Annotated in this window: 13 protein-coding genes; 6 read left to right on the top strand and 7 right to left on the bottom strand. The window is 72.9% G+C overall.

The window, feature by feature from the left end; genetic code table 11:
- Positions 1 to 119 precede the first annotated feature (119 nt).
- Both P2P98_RS07025 and P2P98_RS07020 read right to left on the bottom strand, forming a co-directional pair.
- A complete protein-coding gene (locus P2P98_RS07025; protein ID WP_275798482.1) occupies positions 120 to 1,871 on the bottom strand; it encodes an ATP-binding cassette domain-containing protein in 1,752 nt (583 codons plus the stop codon).
- Entirely contained in the window at positions 1,868 to 3,592 is a 1,725-nt protein-coding gene (locus P2P98_RS07020) for an ATP-binding cassette domain-containing protein (protein WP_275798480.1), read from the bottom strand. Before P2P98_RS07020 ends, P2P98_RS07025 begins: the two co-directional genes overlap by 4 nt.
- Positions 3,593 to 3,629: 37 nt before the next feature.
- Here P2P98_RS07020 and P2P98_RS07015 point away from each other — a divergent pair, with 37 nt between their 5' ends.
- The 6 genes from P2P98_RS07015 (at position 3,630) to P2P98_RS06990 (ending at position 9,113) form a co-directional block, all read left to right on the top strand.
- On the top strand, positions 3,630 to 4,709 hold the full coding sequence (locus tag P2P98_RS07015) for an iron ABC transporter permease (RefSeq protein WP_275798479.1): 1,080 nt from the start codon (positions 3,630 to 3,632) through the stop codon (positions 4,707 to 4,709).
- A 23-nt stretch (positions 4,710 to 4,732) separates the two neighbouring features.
- On the top strand, positions 4,733 to 5,704 hold the full coding sequence (locus P2P98_RS07010; protein WP_275798477.1) for an ABC transporter substrate-binding protein: 972 nt from the start codon (positions 4,733 to 4,735) through the stop codon (positions 5,702 to 5,704).
- Complete coding sequence (locus P2P98_RS07005) at positions 5,697 to 6,464, top strand: ABC transporter ATP-binding protein (protein WP_275798475.1); 768 nt, start codon at positions 5,697 to 5,699, stop codon at positions 6,462 to 6,464. Before P2P98_RS07010 ends, P2P98_RS07005 begins: the two co-directional genes overlap by 8 nt.
- 78 nt (positions 6,465 to 6,542) lie before the next feature.
- A complete protein-coding gene (locus tag P2P98_RS07000) occupies positions 6,543 to 7,247 on the top strand; it encodes an ABC transporter ATP-binding protein (protein ID WP_275798474.1) in 705 nt (234 codons plus the stop codon).
- A complete protein-coding gene (locus tag P2P98_RS06995; RefSeq protein WP_275798472.1) occupies positions 7,244 to 8,578 on the top strand; it encodes an FtsX-like permease family protein in 1,335 nt (444 codons plus the stop codon). The genes P2P98_RS07000 and P2P98_RS06995 overlap by 4 nt, the downstream gene beginning before the upstream one ends.
- Before the next feature lie 127 nt (positions 8,579 to 8,705).
- Positions 8,706 to 9,113: an NUDIX domain-containing protein gene (locus P2P98_RS06990; RefSeq protein ID WP_275798471.1), complete on the top strand. Its 408-nt coding sequence runs from the start codon at positions 8,706 to 8,708 to the stop codon at positions 9,111 to 9,113.
- Positions 9,114 to 9,403: 290 nt separating this feature from the next.
- Here the strand turns inward: P2P98_RS06990 and P2P98_RS06985 are convergent, their stop codons facing one another.
- From P2P98_RS06985 to P2P98_RS06965, 5 genes are read right to left on the bottom strand one after another with little or no spacing between them, the layout of a single operon-like run.
- Positions 9,404 to 9,991 (bottom strand): TetR/AcrR family transcriptional regulator, encoded by a 588-nt coding sequence (locus tag P2P98_RS06985; protein WP_275798469.1) that lies wholly within the window; start codon positions 9,989 to 9,991, stop codon positions 9,404 to 9,406.
- A complete protein-coding gene (locus P2P98_RS06980; protein ID WP_275798468.1) occupies positions 9,988 to 10,773 on the bottom strand; it encodes a CoA ester lyase in 786 nt (261 codons plus the stop codon). Before P2P98_RS06980 ends, P2P98_RS06985 begins: the two co-directional genes overlap by 4 nt.
- Positions 10,773 to 11,303, bottom strand: a complete 531-nt coding sequence (locus P2P98_RS06975) for a MaoC family dehydratase (protein ID WP_275798466.1) — start codon at positions 11,301 to 11,303, stop codon at positions 10,773 to 10,775. Before P2P98_RS06975 ends, P2P98_RS06980 begins: the two co-directional genes overlap by 1 nt.
- Entirely contained in the window at positions 11,300 to 13,402 is a 2,103-nt protein-coding gene (locus P2P98_RS06970) for a biotin carboxylase N-terminal domain-containing protein (RefSeq protein ID WP_275798465.1), read from the bottom strand. Before P2P98_RS06970 ends, P2P98_RS06975 begins: the two co-directional genes overlap by 4 nt.
- Positions 13,403 to 13,407: 5 nt before the next feature.
- Positions 13,408 to 14,958: a carboxyl transferase domain-containing protein gene (locus tag P2P98_RS06965; protein ID WP_275798463.1), complete on the bottom strand. Its 1,551-nt coding sequence runs from the start codon at positions 14,956 to 14,958 to the stop codon at positions 13,408 to 13,410.
- Positions 14,959 to 15,077: the final 119 nt, after the last annotated feature.

Below are 15,077 nucleotides of genomic sequence, written 5' to 3'. Positions count from 1 at the left end.
AGGTCAGGACCAGGCGAACGAGGTCGCCACGTGACCGTGGTGGTTGGAGTTGGGAGCGAGCACCGTTTCGGCGGCGCGCTGCTCCTCGACGGCGACGATCGTGATCTGCGACATGGACATCACCTCCTCTCGAGGTCGGGGGTTTCGGACAGGGCTTCGGTGAGGGCGCCCTCGACGACCGCGCGATACCGGGGCGACCGTGCGGTCAGCTCGTCGTGCGGGGCCGTGTCGACGACGCGTCCGCGCTCGACGAAGAGGACGCGATCCATCGCGCGCATGAGCGTCGGGCGGTGCGTGATGGCCACGGTGGTGCGTCCCGCGCGCGCGGCCGTGAGGGCGGCGAGGAACTCCGCCTCCGTGCGGGTGTCGAGGCTCGCGGTGGGTTCGTCGAGGACCAGGACGGAAGGGTCGCGCAGGAGGGCTCGCGCGAGTCCCAGGCGCTGGCGCTCCCCGCCCGACCACGTCGCGCCACGCTCGGCGAGCAGGGTGTCGAGACCCTCGGGGAGGGCACGCACGTGGTCGGCGAGGCGCGCGTGTTCGAGTGCAGTCCAGAGCGCCCGGTCATCGGCATCCGGTGCGAGCAGGTTCTCTCGAACGGTGGCGCGGAAGACGTGCGGCTGCTGCGGCACGAGGACGACCCGTCGGCGCGTCTCGGCCCCCGACTCCGCCGCGCAGTCGACGCCGTCCACCGACAGCTCACCCTCGGCGGCGAGGAGCCGGGCCAGCACGAGAGCGAGCGTCGTCTTGCCGGCCCCGCTCTCGCCGACCACCGCCACGTGCTCACCCGGCACGAGGGAGAGATCGGCGCCGTCCAGGGCGGTCCCCTCCCCCTCGGGGTAGGTGGCGCGGAGGTTCCGGGCCACGACCGCGCCCGGGTCGGGCGTCGAGAACGCGCGGAAACCCTCGGGGTCGACGGGGCGCACGCCCGGGGCCCGCAGGACGGCGTCGACGCGGCGGGCGGCCTCGGCGGTCTCGCCGACGCGCCCGAGCGCGCCGGCGGCGATCGCGGCGGGAGACAGCGCGGCGGCGGCGAAGACCACCAGCGACGGGGCGATCGCGGCATCCATTCCCCCGGCGATCGCCGCCCAGGTGAGCAGAAGCGTCGTCAGCAGCACGACCACCGTCATCGCATCGGTCAGAGCCTGTTCGAGGCCCGCACGCAATGACAGCCCGCGCCGCGCGCGCTGCACAGCCCCGGTCTCATCGGCCACCGCCTCGGCTTCGGCGCCCACCCGCCCGAGCAGGACCACATCGCGGGCACTGGAGCGCGCCGCGAGGACGCGCGCGGACAGGCGCGCGAGCGCCGCCCGCAGGATCTGCCCCTGGGCCGCAGCGCGGCGCGCGAAGAGCACCGGCACCGCCACGAGAAGCACCTGCGCGGGTACGAGCAACAGCCACACGGGACCGAGGAGCGCGACCGCGGTGACGTCGATCACGAGACACGCCAGCACACCGGCCGCGACCTGCGCGACGGTGTGCGCAGCGAACCACTCCAGCGACTCCACATCACCCATCGCCGCGGCGACCGTGTCGCCCGACCGCCGACGGGCCAGGCCCACCGGGGCCAGACGGGCGATGGCGCGGTGCACGTCGACGCGGAGCGCGTCGATCACCCGGTACGCGAGCACATGCGCGAACCACTGCTCGCCCCAGGCCGCCAGACCGGCAGCGACGACCGCCACGATGACGGCCAGCACCAGCGGGGGAGCCCCTGCCGCGGTCGCGAGCGCCGACGCCGCGGTCACCGAGAGCACCGACACAGCGATGGTCGCGAGCATTCCGACGGTCACGACCGCCACGACGCCGAGGAACAGTCCGCGCCGTCGGCGCAGATAGGGCACGAGCAGGCCGAGAGGGCGAAGGACACTCACGCGCGGCCTCCCCCGGCGGGCACGGCGCCGACCGCCTCGGCGGCGAGCAACGCGGCGTACGCCCCGTCGCGCGCTCGGAGGTCGGCGGGCGCACCGGTCTCCACGACTCTTCCCTCCTGCACGACGATCACCCGGTCGGCGCTCTCCGCCACCGCGAGACGGTGGGTGACCGCGACGATCGCGTCGTCGGGTCGAGCGGCACGCAGAGCGGCGATCACCCGGGCCTCCGCGGCGGGGTCGAGGGCCGAGGTGGCTTCGTCGAGGACCAGGACACGCCGCTGCTGCATGTCACCGCGGGCGATGGCGACGCGCTGGCGCTGCCCTCCCGAGAGCACCGCTCCGCCGTCGCCGAGCGAGGTGTCGAGGGTGAGACGGCTCTCTCCCGTGCCGATCCCGGCCCGCGCTGCGACGACCTCGACCGCCTCGGCGTCCGCGGGAGCGGCGAGCGCGATCTCGGCCGCCACATCGCCCGCGAGCAACGCCGGGTCCTGGGCGACCAGGCTCACGCGCGCCCGCAGCTCGTCGACGCTCATAGTCCGACCGCCGAGCCAGATCATGCCCTCCTCGGGTTCGAGCAGGCCCGCCATCGCCGCGGCGATCGACGACTTGCCGGCGCCGGTGGGACCGACGATCGCGGTGAGTCCGGCATCCACACGGAAGGACGCTCCCCGCACGACCGGTGCCGAGGAGTTCGGATGCCGCAGGCTCAGATTCCGGGCCTCCAAGGGCAGCGCGACCTCGCCGCGCGCGACCGGCTCCGGGTCACGACGCCCGCGGTCCGCCTCGACGAGGTCGAGCACGAGTGGTCCCGAGAAGGTTCCGAGGTAGCCCGCGTGCCAGGCCGCAGCGAGTTCGCGCAGGGGGCGGACCAGCTCGATCGACAGCAGGACGGCGGCGAACATCTCGAATGCGCTCATATCTCCACCCCGCACGGCGATGAGCACGAGCACGAGCGCCGGAACGGCGAGCAGGGCGAACTGCGACAGTCCCGACTCCACGAGCGACACGCTCAACTGGCGCAGCGTCCGCCGAAGCAGCGTGTCGGAAGCCGCGGCCAGTTCGCGCTCGCGCCGTTCTTCCTGCCCGAACGCGACAAGGGTCGTCATCCCGTGCATCGAGTCGACGAACTCGGCGTGCAGGTGCTGGTACGCGTCCCAGTGGTCACCGCCCCGGGCAGCGAGCACCCGGTCCCACAGACGAGGGGCGAGCGGAAGAACGACGGCGGCGACGATCGCCACGGCCCCGATCACGGGGTCCACGAGCACGAGGCCCGTTCCGACGGCGACGAACACGACACCCGTCACCGCCAGCTGCGGCACGTAGGCCGAGAGGTACGCGTCGAGGTTCTCGACGCCGTCGGTCACGGTGGCCTGGTCCGCGCCGGTGCGTCCCTCACCGGGCGTGCGCGCCGTGCGCTCGATCAGCGCGGCGACGGCGTGCCGACGCAGGTCGCGCTTGACGGCATCCATCGCCCGGTGTGCGATCGCGGCGCGCAGCAGAGTGAGCCCGGGGCGGAGGAGCAGGACCGCGGCCACCGCGATGAGCAGGGGGAGGAGCGCGGAGTCGACGAGCGAGCGGCCCGCGAGCAGACCCGCGAACAGCTGCGACAGCACGACGGCCTGCGTCGCCCACGTTGCCGAGATCGCTACGCCGACGCCGATGAGCGCAAGAAGCGCCCCCGTATGCCCACGCCAGAGGCGGAGGAGTCGAAGGTGAGCCATGTCATTTCACCTTATTGAGAATGGTTATCATTAGGCCATGACCGTAGAAGAGCTCGCGACCGACGTCAAGTCGGCGACGGCCGCTCGACGCCGCCGCCCGGCCGTCGCCGTCGTCGCTCTGCTGGCCGTCGCCGTCCCTGTGGTCATGGTGCTCGCCGTCGCCGTCGGCCAGATCGCGCTCACCCCGGCCGAGGTCGTCGACGCAGCCTGGCGCGCACTGACGGGAACGGCGGGGAGCACCGATGCCACACGTCTGGCCGACACCGTCGTCGGACAGCTGCGCGCGCCGCGCGTGCTGCTCGGGTTCTGCGTGGGCGCGATCCTCGCGGCCAGCGGCGCGGCATTGCAGGCGGTCGTTCGCAACGACCTCGCCGACCCCTATCTGCTGGGGATCACCTCCGGCGCCTCGCTCGGCGCAGCCGCCGTGATCGCGCTGGGCGTCGGCGCGCTCGCGGGCACGCTCTCGACCTCGGGCGGAGCCTTCGTGGGGGCGTTGCTCGCGCTCGTCGTCGTGCTCGTGCTCGTCGGTCCGCGCCGTCGGCTCGGTTCGGGTCGACTGGTGCTCGCCGGACTCGCCGTCGGGTACGCCCTCTCGGCCGTGACGAATCTCGTCGTGGTGCTCTCGGACAACCGCGACGCGATCCGCGCGATCACCTTCTGGATGCTCGGCTCCCTGGGGCAGGCGTCGTGGACCGACCTGCCACTCGTCGCTCTCGCCCTCGTGACCACGGTGGGCATCCTCACCGTCTGGGGACGCCGGTTGGATGCCATCGGCCTCGGCGACGACGTGGCCCGGAGCCTCGGGAGCGACCCCGACCGCCTCCGCCGAAACGTCGCCATCGTCACCGCGGTGGCCATCGCCGCCGCGGTCGCGGTGAGCGGGTCCATCGGATTCGTCGGTCTCGTCGTCCCCCACCTCGCCCGAGGACTCGTCGGAGCGACACATCGCCTCCTCCTGCCCACGAGCGCGCTACTCGGCGGGCTGCTCCTCGTGGCCGCCGACACGCTCGCGCGCACCGTGCTGGCTCCGCGGGAGATCCCGCTCGGCATCCTGACCGCCCTGCTCGGCACTCCCCTGCTCCTCCTGCTGATCGCCCGTCGCAGCCGCGACGCGTGACAGCCCCACCCGAAAGGAAATCGATGCGCTCGCGTCCCACCCTCGCCACCTCCCTCCTCCTGGTCGGTGCCACTGCCCTCGCCGGATGCTCCTCCCCCGGCGCCGCCGCTCCCTCCGCGAACTCCGGAGAGACGTACCCCGTGACCGTCACCGACTGCGGAACCGACGTGCAGATCGACGCACGCCCCGAGCGGGTGCTGACCGTGGGGACCGCCGCCGTCGAGCTGCTCGCCGCCGCGGGCGCCGGAGACGCCGTCACCGCCCGCACCGCCGAGTTCGGAGCGGCGCTCGCGGCCTCGATCACCGACCCGCCCTCCGACGACCTCATCCTCGACCCCGCCGACCCGACGACCGAGACCATCGTGGGGGCGACGCCCGACCTGGTGTTCGGCTACGGGCTCTTCTCGGCCGACCCGGCGCAGGTGAAGGCAGCCGGCATCCCGATCCTGACCGTGCAGGGCGAATGCGGGCACGACGCCACCACCGCGAGCGGGGCCGTCGACCTGCACACGATCACCGCCGATGTCCGGCGCCTGGGCACGGTCTTCGACACGAGCGCGACCGCCGACCCCGCGGCCGACGCCCTCGACCAGCGGATCGCCGCGGCGACGCGCCCCGCGACCGGAGACTCGGCGGCCTGGGTGTACTACTTCTCGTCGGAGGACCCGATCTCGGCATACGGCGGAGCGGGCATGCCCGCGGCGGTCCTGACCGCGGCCGGACTCGACAACGTGTACGGCGACCAGAGCGACGTGTACCTCACCGTCTCGACCGAGAGCCTCCTGGCGGCGCAGCCGACCTGGATCGTGCTCACGCACGGTCTGTACGGAGAGACCGAGGAACAGGCGCGCGAGAAGCTGCTCGCCGAGCCCGGGATCGGAGAACTGGATGCCGTGAAGGCCGGCCGCATCGTCATGGTCGGTGCCGACACGTCGAGCCCGGCGCCCGCGGCGATCGCGGGCCTGGAGACCATCACCGCGGGCACCGATGGCTGACACCCCCGCACTGCTCGAGGCCGACGGGGTCGCCGTCGCGCACGGACGCCACCGCGTGATCGAGGATCTCTCCTTCACCCTGCACCCGGGTGAGCGCGTCGCGATCGTCGGCCCCAACGGTGCGGGGAAGACCTCTCTGCTGCGCGCGCTGGCCGGGCTCACCCGCCCGGCCGGCGGGCGCGTGCTCCTCCACGGTCGTGACCTGACGCGCCTGCGGGACCGCGACCGCGCGCGGCACCTCGCCTTCGTCGCGCAGGACGAGCACACCGATCTGCCGTACCGGGCGCGCGACGTGCTGCTGCTCGGGCGCGCGGCGGGCCGCGGCGACTGGCATCGCTACGACGGCGACGATCACGCGGTGGTCTCGGCGGTGGCCGAGCGGTGGGAGCTGACGGGGCTGCTGGATCGCACCCTCGACGCCCTGTCGGGTGGCGAGCGAAGGCGCGTGCTTCTGGCGCGCGCCTTCGCGCAGCAGGCGGAAGTGGTCCTGCTGGACGAGCCCACGAACCATCTCGACCTGCGTCACCAGCACGCTCTTCTCGCGCACTTGCGCGACACCGCCGCCACCGCCGTGCTGACCCTCCACGACCTCGATCTCGCTGCCGCGTACTGCACGCGGGTCGTCCTGCTGCAGCACGGGCGGGTCCTCGCCGACGGCGCCCCCGACGCGGCCCTGTCGTCGGAGCGGGTCTCGAAGGTCTACGGCGTGCCCATCACCTCGACCCACGTGGGTGGACGGGCGCGCATCCTCGTCGGATGATCGGGGTCCCTCCCGCGGCGGATGCGGATACGCTCCGGGACGGACGACACGGCCGACCCCCGCGGCTGGGATGGAGGCATGACCTCTTCTCCCGTCCTCACCGCCACCGGACTCGTCAAGCGCTACGGCGAGCTGTCGGCGCTCGACTCCGTGTCCCTGACCATCCGCGCCGGCGAGTCCGTCGCCGTCATGGGGGCGTCGGGGTCGGGCAAGACCACCCTGCTGCACACCCTCGCCGCCGTGATCGCACCCGACTCCGGCTCCGTCGTGCTCTCGCCACCGGGCGCTCAGCCGATCGAGCTCGTCGGCCTCAGCGAGGGCGAACGCGCGCGCGTCCGCCGCACGCTCCTGGGCTTCGTCTTCCAGGAGCACCTGCTGCTGCCCGAGCTGACCGCCGTCGAGAACGCGGCCCTGCCGCTGCTGCTCACCGGGATGAGGCGACCGGATGCCGAGCGCCACGCCGCCGGCTGGCTCGCCGCCCTGGGACTCGCGGGAATGGAGTCCCGCCGCATCGGTCAGCTCTCGGGCGGGCAGGCGCAACGCGTCGCGATCGCCCGCGCGCAGGTGACCGGGGCACCGGTCGTCTTCGCCGACGAGCCCACCGGTGCGCTGGATTCGGCCACCTCGACCGACGTGCTGAGCGCGCTCCTGCACGCCACCACCGGCCAGGGCCGGACGCTCGTCATGGTCACGCACGACGCCGAGGTCGCCCGCCGCTGCTCGCGCATCGTGCGCCTGCGCGACGGCCAGGTCGTCGACGACACCGCGGGGGTCCTGCGGTGAGCACCGTCCTCCCCCTGGCCCGTCTGCTGTCGCGACCCAGCCGCCAGGGTCGCGCGGCGCTCGTCCTCCCCGCGGTCGCCTTCGCGGTGACCACGGCTCTGCTCCTCACCGTCGCCGGTGGCGCGCACATGTTCCTCGTGGATCCTCGAACGCAGAGCGGCGACGGGGTCTACGGCATCCTGGCCTCGCTCGCCCTGCTGCTGCTGGCCGTCCCGCTCGTGACGCTCGGAGCGGCGGCCGCGCGCCTGTCGAGCCGCCGCCGCAACGACCGGCTCGCCACCCTGCGTCTGCTGGGCGCGAGCGGACGCGAGATCTGGGCGCTCACGGTGCTCGAGGCCACGCTCGTCGCTGCCGCGGGCGCCGTCGCGGGCGTGGCGCTGTACGCCGCGCTCCTGCCGCTGGTCGGCCTGCTCCCGTTCTTCGGCGGCCCGGTCGGGGTCGCGGCCGTCGCGATCACCCCTCTCCTGGGGGCGGGCGTGCTGGTGGGCGTGGTCGTCATCGCCGCGATCAGCGCCGCCGCGAGCCTGCGGAAGGTCACCGTGACCCCGCTGGGCGTGCGGACGCGCAGCGCCGCGCCGCCGTCGCGTCGCGGCGCGCTGATCGCCGGTCTCGTCGGCCTCGCCGCGGTGATCCTTCTAATCGCCAACTTCAGCGTCGTCGGTAGCCTCGTCGGATCCGCCCTCGCCGTGGCGGTGCTCCTCGGCCTGTTCGTGGGCGGCATGGCCCTGCTCAACCTCGTGGGCGCGCCGATCATCGCGGCCCGTGGCCGCGCCATGGCCCGCCACGCGAAAGGTGCGGCGCAGCTCGTCGCGGGTCGTGAGCTCGCGGCTCACGCGGGTCCGTCCTGGCGCCGGGTGTCGGGCATGGCGATCGTGTCGTTCATCGCGGTGGTCGCCGGGTGCGGCCTGGCCGTCGTCAACGCGGCCGAGGGTGCCGAGGGCGTGACGCTTCTGACCGACATCCGCACCGGCGTTCTCCTCACGCTCGGTATCGCCTTCGTCCTGCTCGCGTGCGCGGTGGGGGTCACGCAGGCGGCGTCGGCGCTCGAGGAGCGCGACCTCATCGTCGGCCTCGACCGGCTCGGCATCCCGGATGCCGAACTCCGCCGCGCCCGCCGGCTCACGGTCATGGTTCCCCTGCGGTGGGCCGCGGTGGGCGGTGCCGCCCTGGGCGGGGTGCTGTCGTTCCCGATCGTGGGGATCGGTCTCGTGATGGCCCCGCTGTCGGTGGCGACGATCGCCGTGACTTTCGTCGCGGGCTTCGGGCTGGTCGCCGCGGCCCTCGCGTCAACGCGTCCGATCGTGACGGGCATCCGCCGCGGCACGGTCTGACGCTGCACCTCCGTCCCCGTCCCCGTTGAGTGTCCAAGACACGCCGTTTCCGCCCGCGCGGTTGCGGCGTGTCTTGGACACTCAACGCTGTTACGAGGTGGCCCCGCGCGGGTGTTAGCGTGCGGGGGTGCGACAGGATGCCACGGAACCCCGCCGAATCCGCGTTTCCGCCGCGGTGATCACCGACGCCGAGGGACGCCTGCTGCTCGTGCGGAAGGCGGGGACCACCGCCTTCATGCAGCCCGGCGGCAAGCCCGAGGCGGGCGAGACGGCGGCCGAGACCCTCGCCCGCGAGCTCGCCGAGGAGATCAACCTCGACGTCGACCCCGCCGCCCTCGAGCCGCTCGGCGAGTTCGCTGCCGCGGCGGCGAACGAACCCGGCTTCGAGGTGGTCGCGGACGTGTTCCGTGTCGACATCGGTGACCAGCAGCCGGTCCTGGATGCCGAGATCGTGGAACTTCGCTGGGTCACCGCCGCGACGGCATCCGGAATCGAGATCGCCCCGCTGGCGCGGGAGTATTTCCTGCCGGAGTGACGGGGCGTCGCTCGGGCGCCACGGGCCGAACCCTCGGGCGGAGTTCAGGGCCGACACACCGCCAGCCACGGCCGCCACACGGCGCGTCGCCCACGGACTCCGCACAACGGCACAGGGTGCCACGGCGCCGGCGGCACCGGCCGGCGTACCCTCACGCGGACTCCAGGCCCGACACGCCGCCGTCCACGGCCGCCACACGGCGCGTCACCCACGAACTCCGCACAACGGCACAGGATGCCACGGCCCCGGCCCGCGGCCCGGAACCACAGCCCCGGCCCCGCTCAGCGACGTCAGCCTCCGGCAGCCCCCACCAGCGCGCGCAGGGCCATCGCGGCCAGGATCTCCGCCGCGCGGTCGCCGGACGATTCGACGCTGTGCGGGGTCGAGTTGAGCAGGCCGAAGGTGCCGAGGACGCGCGTCTGGCGCTCGGCCGCATCGAGTTCGGGACGGACGGATGCCAGGACGGCATCCCACTCCTGCACGTATCGCCGCTGCAGACTGCGCACCCGGTGATTCGCGTCGGCGGGCAGTTGGGCGAGCTCGCGGTCCTGGATACGGATCGTGTCGGGGTCGGCCGTCGCGAAGTCGAGGTGGAAGCGGACGAGCCGCGACAGAATCTCGTCGGGGGACCCGGCCTCGGCCACCAGAGCGCGACCCCCCTCGAGCAGGCGGCGGCTGGCGTCGATCAGCAGCTCGGCGAGGAGCGCCTCTTTGCTCGGGAAGTAGTTGTACAGCGCGGGGCCGCTCATGCCCACGGCCTCGCCCAACTCCACCGTCGAAACGGCCGCGAAGCCCCGCTCGGCGAACAGTGCCGCCGCCGAACGCATCAAGGACGCACGGCGGTTGGCCTTCTGCGTCGCCCGCCAGGTCGCCGTCACCGCAGCATCTCGCGTGCCTGCCGCAGCACCGGCTCATCGATCATGCGCCCGCGGAAACGGAACACCCCGGGCTGTCCCTCCGCCTCGGCGAGCACGGCCCGGGCCCACTCACGCTCAGCGTCCGTGCTCGCGTAGGCCGCGCGGATCGTCTCCACCTGGGTCGGGTGAATGCACGCCGTCGCGGTGAACCCCGAGGCCGCGGCATCCTCGCACTCGGCGCGCAGGCCCTCGAGGTCCGCGATGTCGAGGTGTACCGCGTCGATCGCGTCCTTGCCGTGGGCGCGGGCGGCCAGCAGAACGTTCGCGCGCGCGGTGCGGGCGACGTCGCGGTAGCGGCCGTCGGCGAAGCGGCTCGAGCGGCCGTTCATGCTCGCGATGAGGTCTTCGGCTCCCCACATCAACCCGACCGTCGCGGGGTGCGCGGCGATCTCGGCGGCGTGCACGATGCCGCGCGCCGTCTCGCACAGCGCGACGACCTCGAACCCGTCCGTCGCCTCGACGTCGGCGGCCGACTCGGCCTTCGCGAGCATCACGGTCGTGTACGCCGTCTCGCGCACGGCCAGGAGATCGAGGGCGTGCTCGGGGGTTCCCGCGGGGTTCATACGAACGATCACGCGCTCAGGGTCGAGCGTGCTCGCGGCGAGCGCTTCGCGCGCGCGTACCTTGTCGGCGGGAGCCACGGCATCCTCGAGGTCGAGGATCACGGTGTCGGCCGCCGCGGCCGCCTTCGCGTACCGGTCGGCGCGGTCGGCGGGACAGAAGAGCAGGGCGGGGCCGTGCATCAAGGCGCCTCCTCGGGGTTACGGTCGGGGCCCGGGGCCCGGTCGGGGTCGGGCGCGATCGCGGGGCTTACGAGCATGAGGGTCGAGCGGCGCGCTTCGGCGACCACCACCCCATTCTGGTTGCGCATCGTGTGGGCGAACTCCACGATCCCCTGGCCCGGCCGCGAGGTCGATAGGCGTTTACCCGCGATGAGCGTCTCGGCGTACAGCGTGTCACCGACGCGCACGGGAGCGGGGAAGCGCACGTCACTGAAGCCGAGGTTGGCGACGATCGTGCCCTGGGTGAGCTGCGCGACCGAGAGCCCGACCATCGTCGACAGGGTGAACATGCTGTTCACGAGACGCTCGCCGAACTCGGTCGACGCCGACCACGCGGCATCCAGGTGCAGTGACTGCGTGTTCATCGTCAGTGTCGTGAAGAGGACGTTGTCGGCCTCGGTCACCGTGCGGCCGGGGCTGTGCACGTAGGTCGCGCCCTCTTCGATCTCGTCGAAGTAGAGCCCTCTCTGGATGATCCGGATGCCACTCACTCCCCGCCCCTTCCGTCGTCCGTGCCGGGTTCGCGAGGTGTCTCCGCGCCCGCTCCTGCTCCACCCGGCTCGCCGCCGCCGGGCGCGACCACCGCGAGCGTCTGCCCGCGCGCGACCACGTCGCCGACCGCCGCGTGCAGCCGCACCGTCCCTGCGACGCTCGATCGCACGACGTGTTCCATCTTCATCGCCTCCACGGCGAGGACCGCGTCGCCGACCTCCACCGTCGCCCCGTCGGCGACGTGCACCATCACCACGGTGCCCGGCATCGGCGACACGAGCTGCGGGTCGGCATCCGCCGCCGCGTCCGCGCGGTGCACCGCTCGCACGGTCTCGACCCGTCGCACCGCGCCGCCCCGCGCGATCCACGCGCCGTCGGCGTCGACCTCGGCCGCGAGAGTCCGCGTACGGCCGTCGAGGGTGACCGACAAGAGACCGTCGCCGCGCCGGACGATCCGCGCGGGCTCCCGCTCGCCGGGCCGCGTGGGCGCGGCCGCCGCAATCGTCTCTCCCGCCGCGGTCGCCTCGACCGCGCTGCGCACCGGCCCCGCGAGCGCAAGCGTCTCCCCCGCCCCGCCCACCTCAACCGTTCCCGGCTCTCCGCCGAGCGCGAGACGGTAGCGCCGCGGTGCGGGCGCCCCGAGTCGCCAGCCGTCACGACGGCGCCATGGCTCCCGCGAGCGCGAGGCCGTGGCATCCAGGATCAGAGCCGCCTCCGCAAGGGCTCGCTCATCGACCTCCTCGGTCGTGAGCCCCTCGAGTTCCCGAGCGATGAGCCCGGTGTCGATCACTCCGTCGACGACCGCGGGCACCTCGAGCAACCGCCGCAGGAACTCGACGTTCGTCGCGAAGCCGAAGACCGCCGTTTCGCCCAGCGCGGCGACGAGCCGCCGCCGCGCGCTCTCGCGGTCGGGCCCCCACGCGATGACCTTCGCGAGCATCGGGTCGTAGTCGACCGAGACGTCGAGGCCGTCCTCGAGCGCCGTGTCGACGCGGATCCCCTCCCCCGCGGGGTGCACCACGCGCGACACCCGACCACCCGTCGGCAGGAATCCGGATGCCGGATCCTCGGCGTACACGCGCGCCTCGATCGCGTGCCCGGTGAGGGTGACGGCATCCTGGTCGAAGCCGAGGGGCTCATCGGCAGCGATCCGGAGCTGCTGCTCGACGAGGTCGAGGCCGGTGACCTCTTCGGTGACCGGATGCTCGACCTGCAGGCGCGTGTTCATCTCCATGAAGAAGAACTCCCCCGGCGCCTCGGCCGACACGATGAACTCCACCGTCCCCGCACCGCGATAGTCGACGCTGCGGGCGGTCTCGCACGCGGCCGCGCCGATGCGGGCACGGGTCTCAGCGTCGAGCAGCGGCGACGGCGCCTCTTCGATGACTTTCTGGTGGCGGCGCTGCAGCGAGCACTCGCGCTCGCTGAGGTGCACGACCGCGCCGTGCGCGTCGGCGAGCACCTGCACCTCGATGTGGCGAGGGCTCCGCACGTAGCGCTCGAGGAACAGGGTGTCGTCGCCGAAGCTCGCCGCCGCTTCACGGCGGGCCGCGGCGATCGCTGCCGGAAGAGCATCGGACGCCTCCACGACGTGCATGCCCTTTCCGCCGCCGCCCGCGGACGGCTTGATGAGCAACGGGTAGCCCACGTCGTCGCCCGCGGCGATCAGCTCGGCATCCGTCATCCCGGCACGCGCGACCCCGGGAACGGTGGGCACTCCGCGCGCCTCGACCGCGTGCTTGGCCGAGATCTTGTCGCCCATGACCCGGATCGCCTCGGCGGTCGGTCCGATGAACACGATCCCCGCCTCCTCGCACGCCCGCGCGAAAGCGGCGTTCTCGGCGAGGAATCCGTAACCGGGGTGGATCGCCTCGGCACCGGTATCCCGCGCCGCGCGGATCACGGCGTCGATGTCGAGGTAGCTTCGCGCCGCCGGCGCCGGCCCCAGGCCCACCGCGACATCGGCGAGATGGACGTGGCGGGCCCCGGCATCCGCGTCGCTGTAGACGGCGACCGAGCGGATGCCGAGACGGCGGAGGGTGCGGATGATGCGGCAGGCGATCTCGCCGCGGTTGGCGATCAGAACGGTGGTGAACATGCGGGTCACATCCGGAAGACGCCGTAACCCGGCGCGTCGAGGGGGGAACGGGTGATGACGTCGAGGGCGAGGGCGAGGACGTCGCGGGTCTGCGACGGCTCGATGATCCCGTCGTCCCAGAGCCGCGCGGTCGAGTAGTAGGGGCTCCCCTGTCGCTCGTACTGCTCGCGGACCGGCGTCTCGAAGGCGGCCTGGTCGTCGGCCGACCATTCGCCGCCGCCGGCCTCGATCTGGTCGCGGCGGACGGTGGAGAGGACGGATGCCGCCTGCGGACCGCCCATGACCGAGACGCGCGCGGCCGGCCAGAGCCAGAGGAACCGCGGTGAGTAGGCGCGCCCGCACATCGAGTAGGTGCCGGCACCGAAGGATCCGCCGACGACGACCGTGAGCTTCGGGACGGACGCGCACGCGACGGCGTTGACCATCTTGGCGCCGTGCTTGGCGATGCCGCCCGACTCGTACTCGCGACCGACCATGAATCCGGTGATGTTCTGCAGGAACACCAGGGGGATGCCGCGCTGGTCGCACAGCTCGATGAAGTGGGCGCCCTTCAGCGCCGATTCGCCGAAGAGGACGCCGTTGTTCGCGAGGATCCCGACCCGGTGCCCCTCGATCCGGGCGAAGGCGGTCACGAGGGTCTCCCCGTACTCGCGCTTGAACTCGTGGATGCTGCCGGCGTCGACGATGCGCGTGAGGATCTCGCGGGCGCCGTAGGGGGTCGTGAGTTCGACCGGCACGATGTCTTCGAGCTCTCGCGGGTCTTTCTCGGGGTCGGCGGCGGGTTCCGGCATCCGCTGTTCGGGGGGAGGCAGCGTCGCGACGATGTCGCGCACGATCTCGAGCGCGTGGGCGTCGTCCTCGGCGAGGTGGTCGGCGACGCCCGAGACGCGAGTGTGCACGACGCCGCCGCCGAGGTCTTCGGCGGTGACGACCTCGCCGGTCGCGGCTTTGACCAGCGGCGGTCCGCCGAGGAAGATCGTGCCCTGGTTCCGCACGATCACGGTCTCGTCGCTCATCGCCGGGACGTACGCGCCGCCCGCGGTCGACGAGCCGAGCACCGCCGCGATCTGCGGGATGCCGTCGCGCGACATGCGGGCCTGGTTGTAGAAGATGCGGCCGAAGTGGTCGCGGTCGGGGAAGACCTCGTCCTGCATCGGGAGGAAGGCACCGCCCGAGTCGACGAGGTACACGCACGGCAGGCGGTTCTCGGCGGCGATCTCCTGCGCGCGCAGGTGCTTCTTCACCGTGATCGGGAAGTAGCTGCCGCCCTTCACGGTCGCGTCGTTGGCGACCACCATCACGTGCCGGCCGTGGACGAGCCCGATGCCCGCGACCACGCCGCCGGCGGGGCAGTCGCCACCGTACATCCCGTAGGCCGCGAGCGGCGCGACCTCGAGGAACGGGCTCCCGACGTCGAGTAGCTCGTCGATGCGGTCCCGGGCGAGCATCTTGCCGCGGGCGACGTGGCGTTCGCGCGCGGCATCCGGTCCGCCCCTCGCGATCGTCTCTCGCCGCTCGCGCAGCTCGGCGACGAGTTCGCGGTAGCCCTGCGTCATGACAACTCCTCGTTGAGTTACCGATCAGTAATGGAGTTAGGTTACGGCTTGGTAATCGAGTTGTCCACGGTCCTGTGGCGCCTTCGCCCGCGCACCCTCGCGCGAGACGTCTCACCGCG

The organism is Microbacterium sp. Kw_RZR3 (assembly GCF_029222405.1).
Classification (GTDB): Bacteria; Actinomycetota; Actinomycetes; order Actinomycetales; family Microbacteriaceae; genus Microbacterium.
The sequence above is the reverse complement of the archived record's forward strand: the minus strand, read 5'-3'. Positions and strand labels throughout refer to the sequence as shown.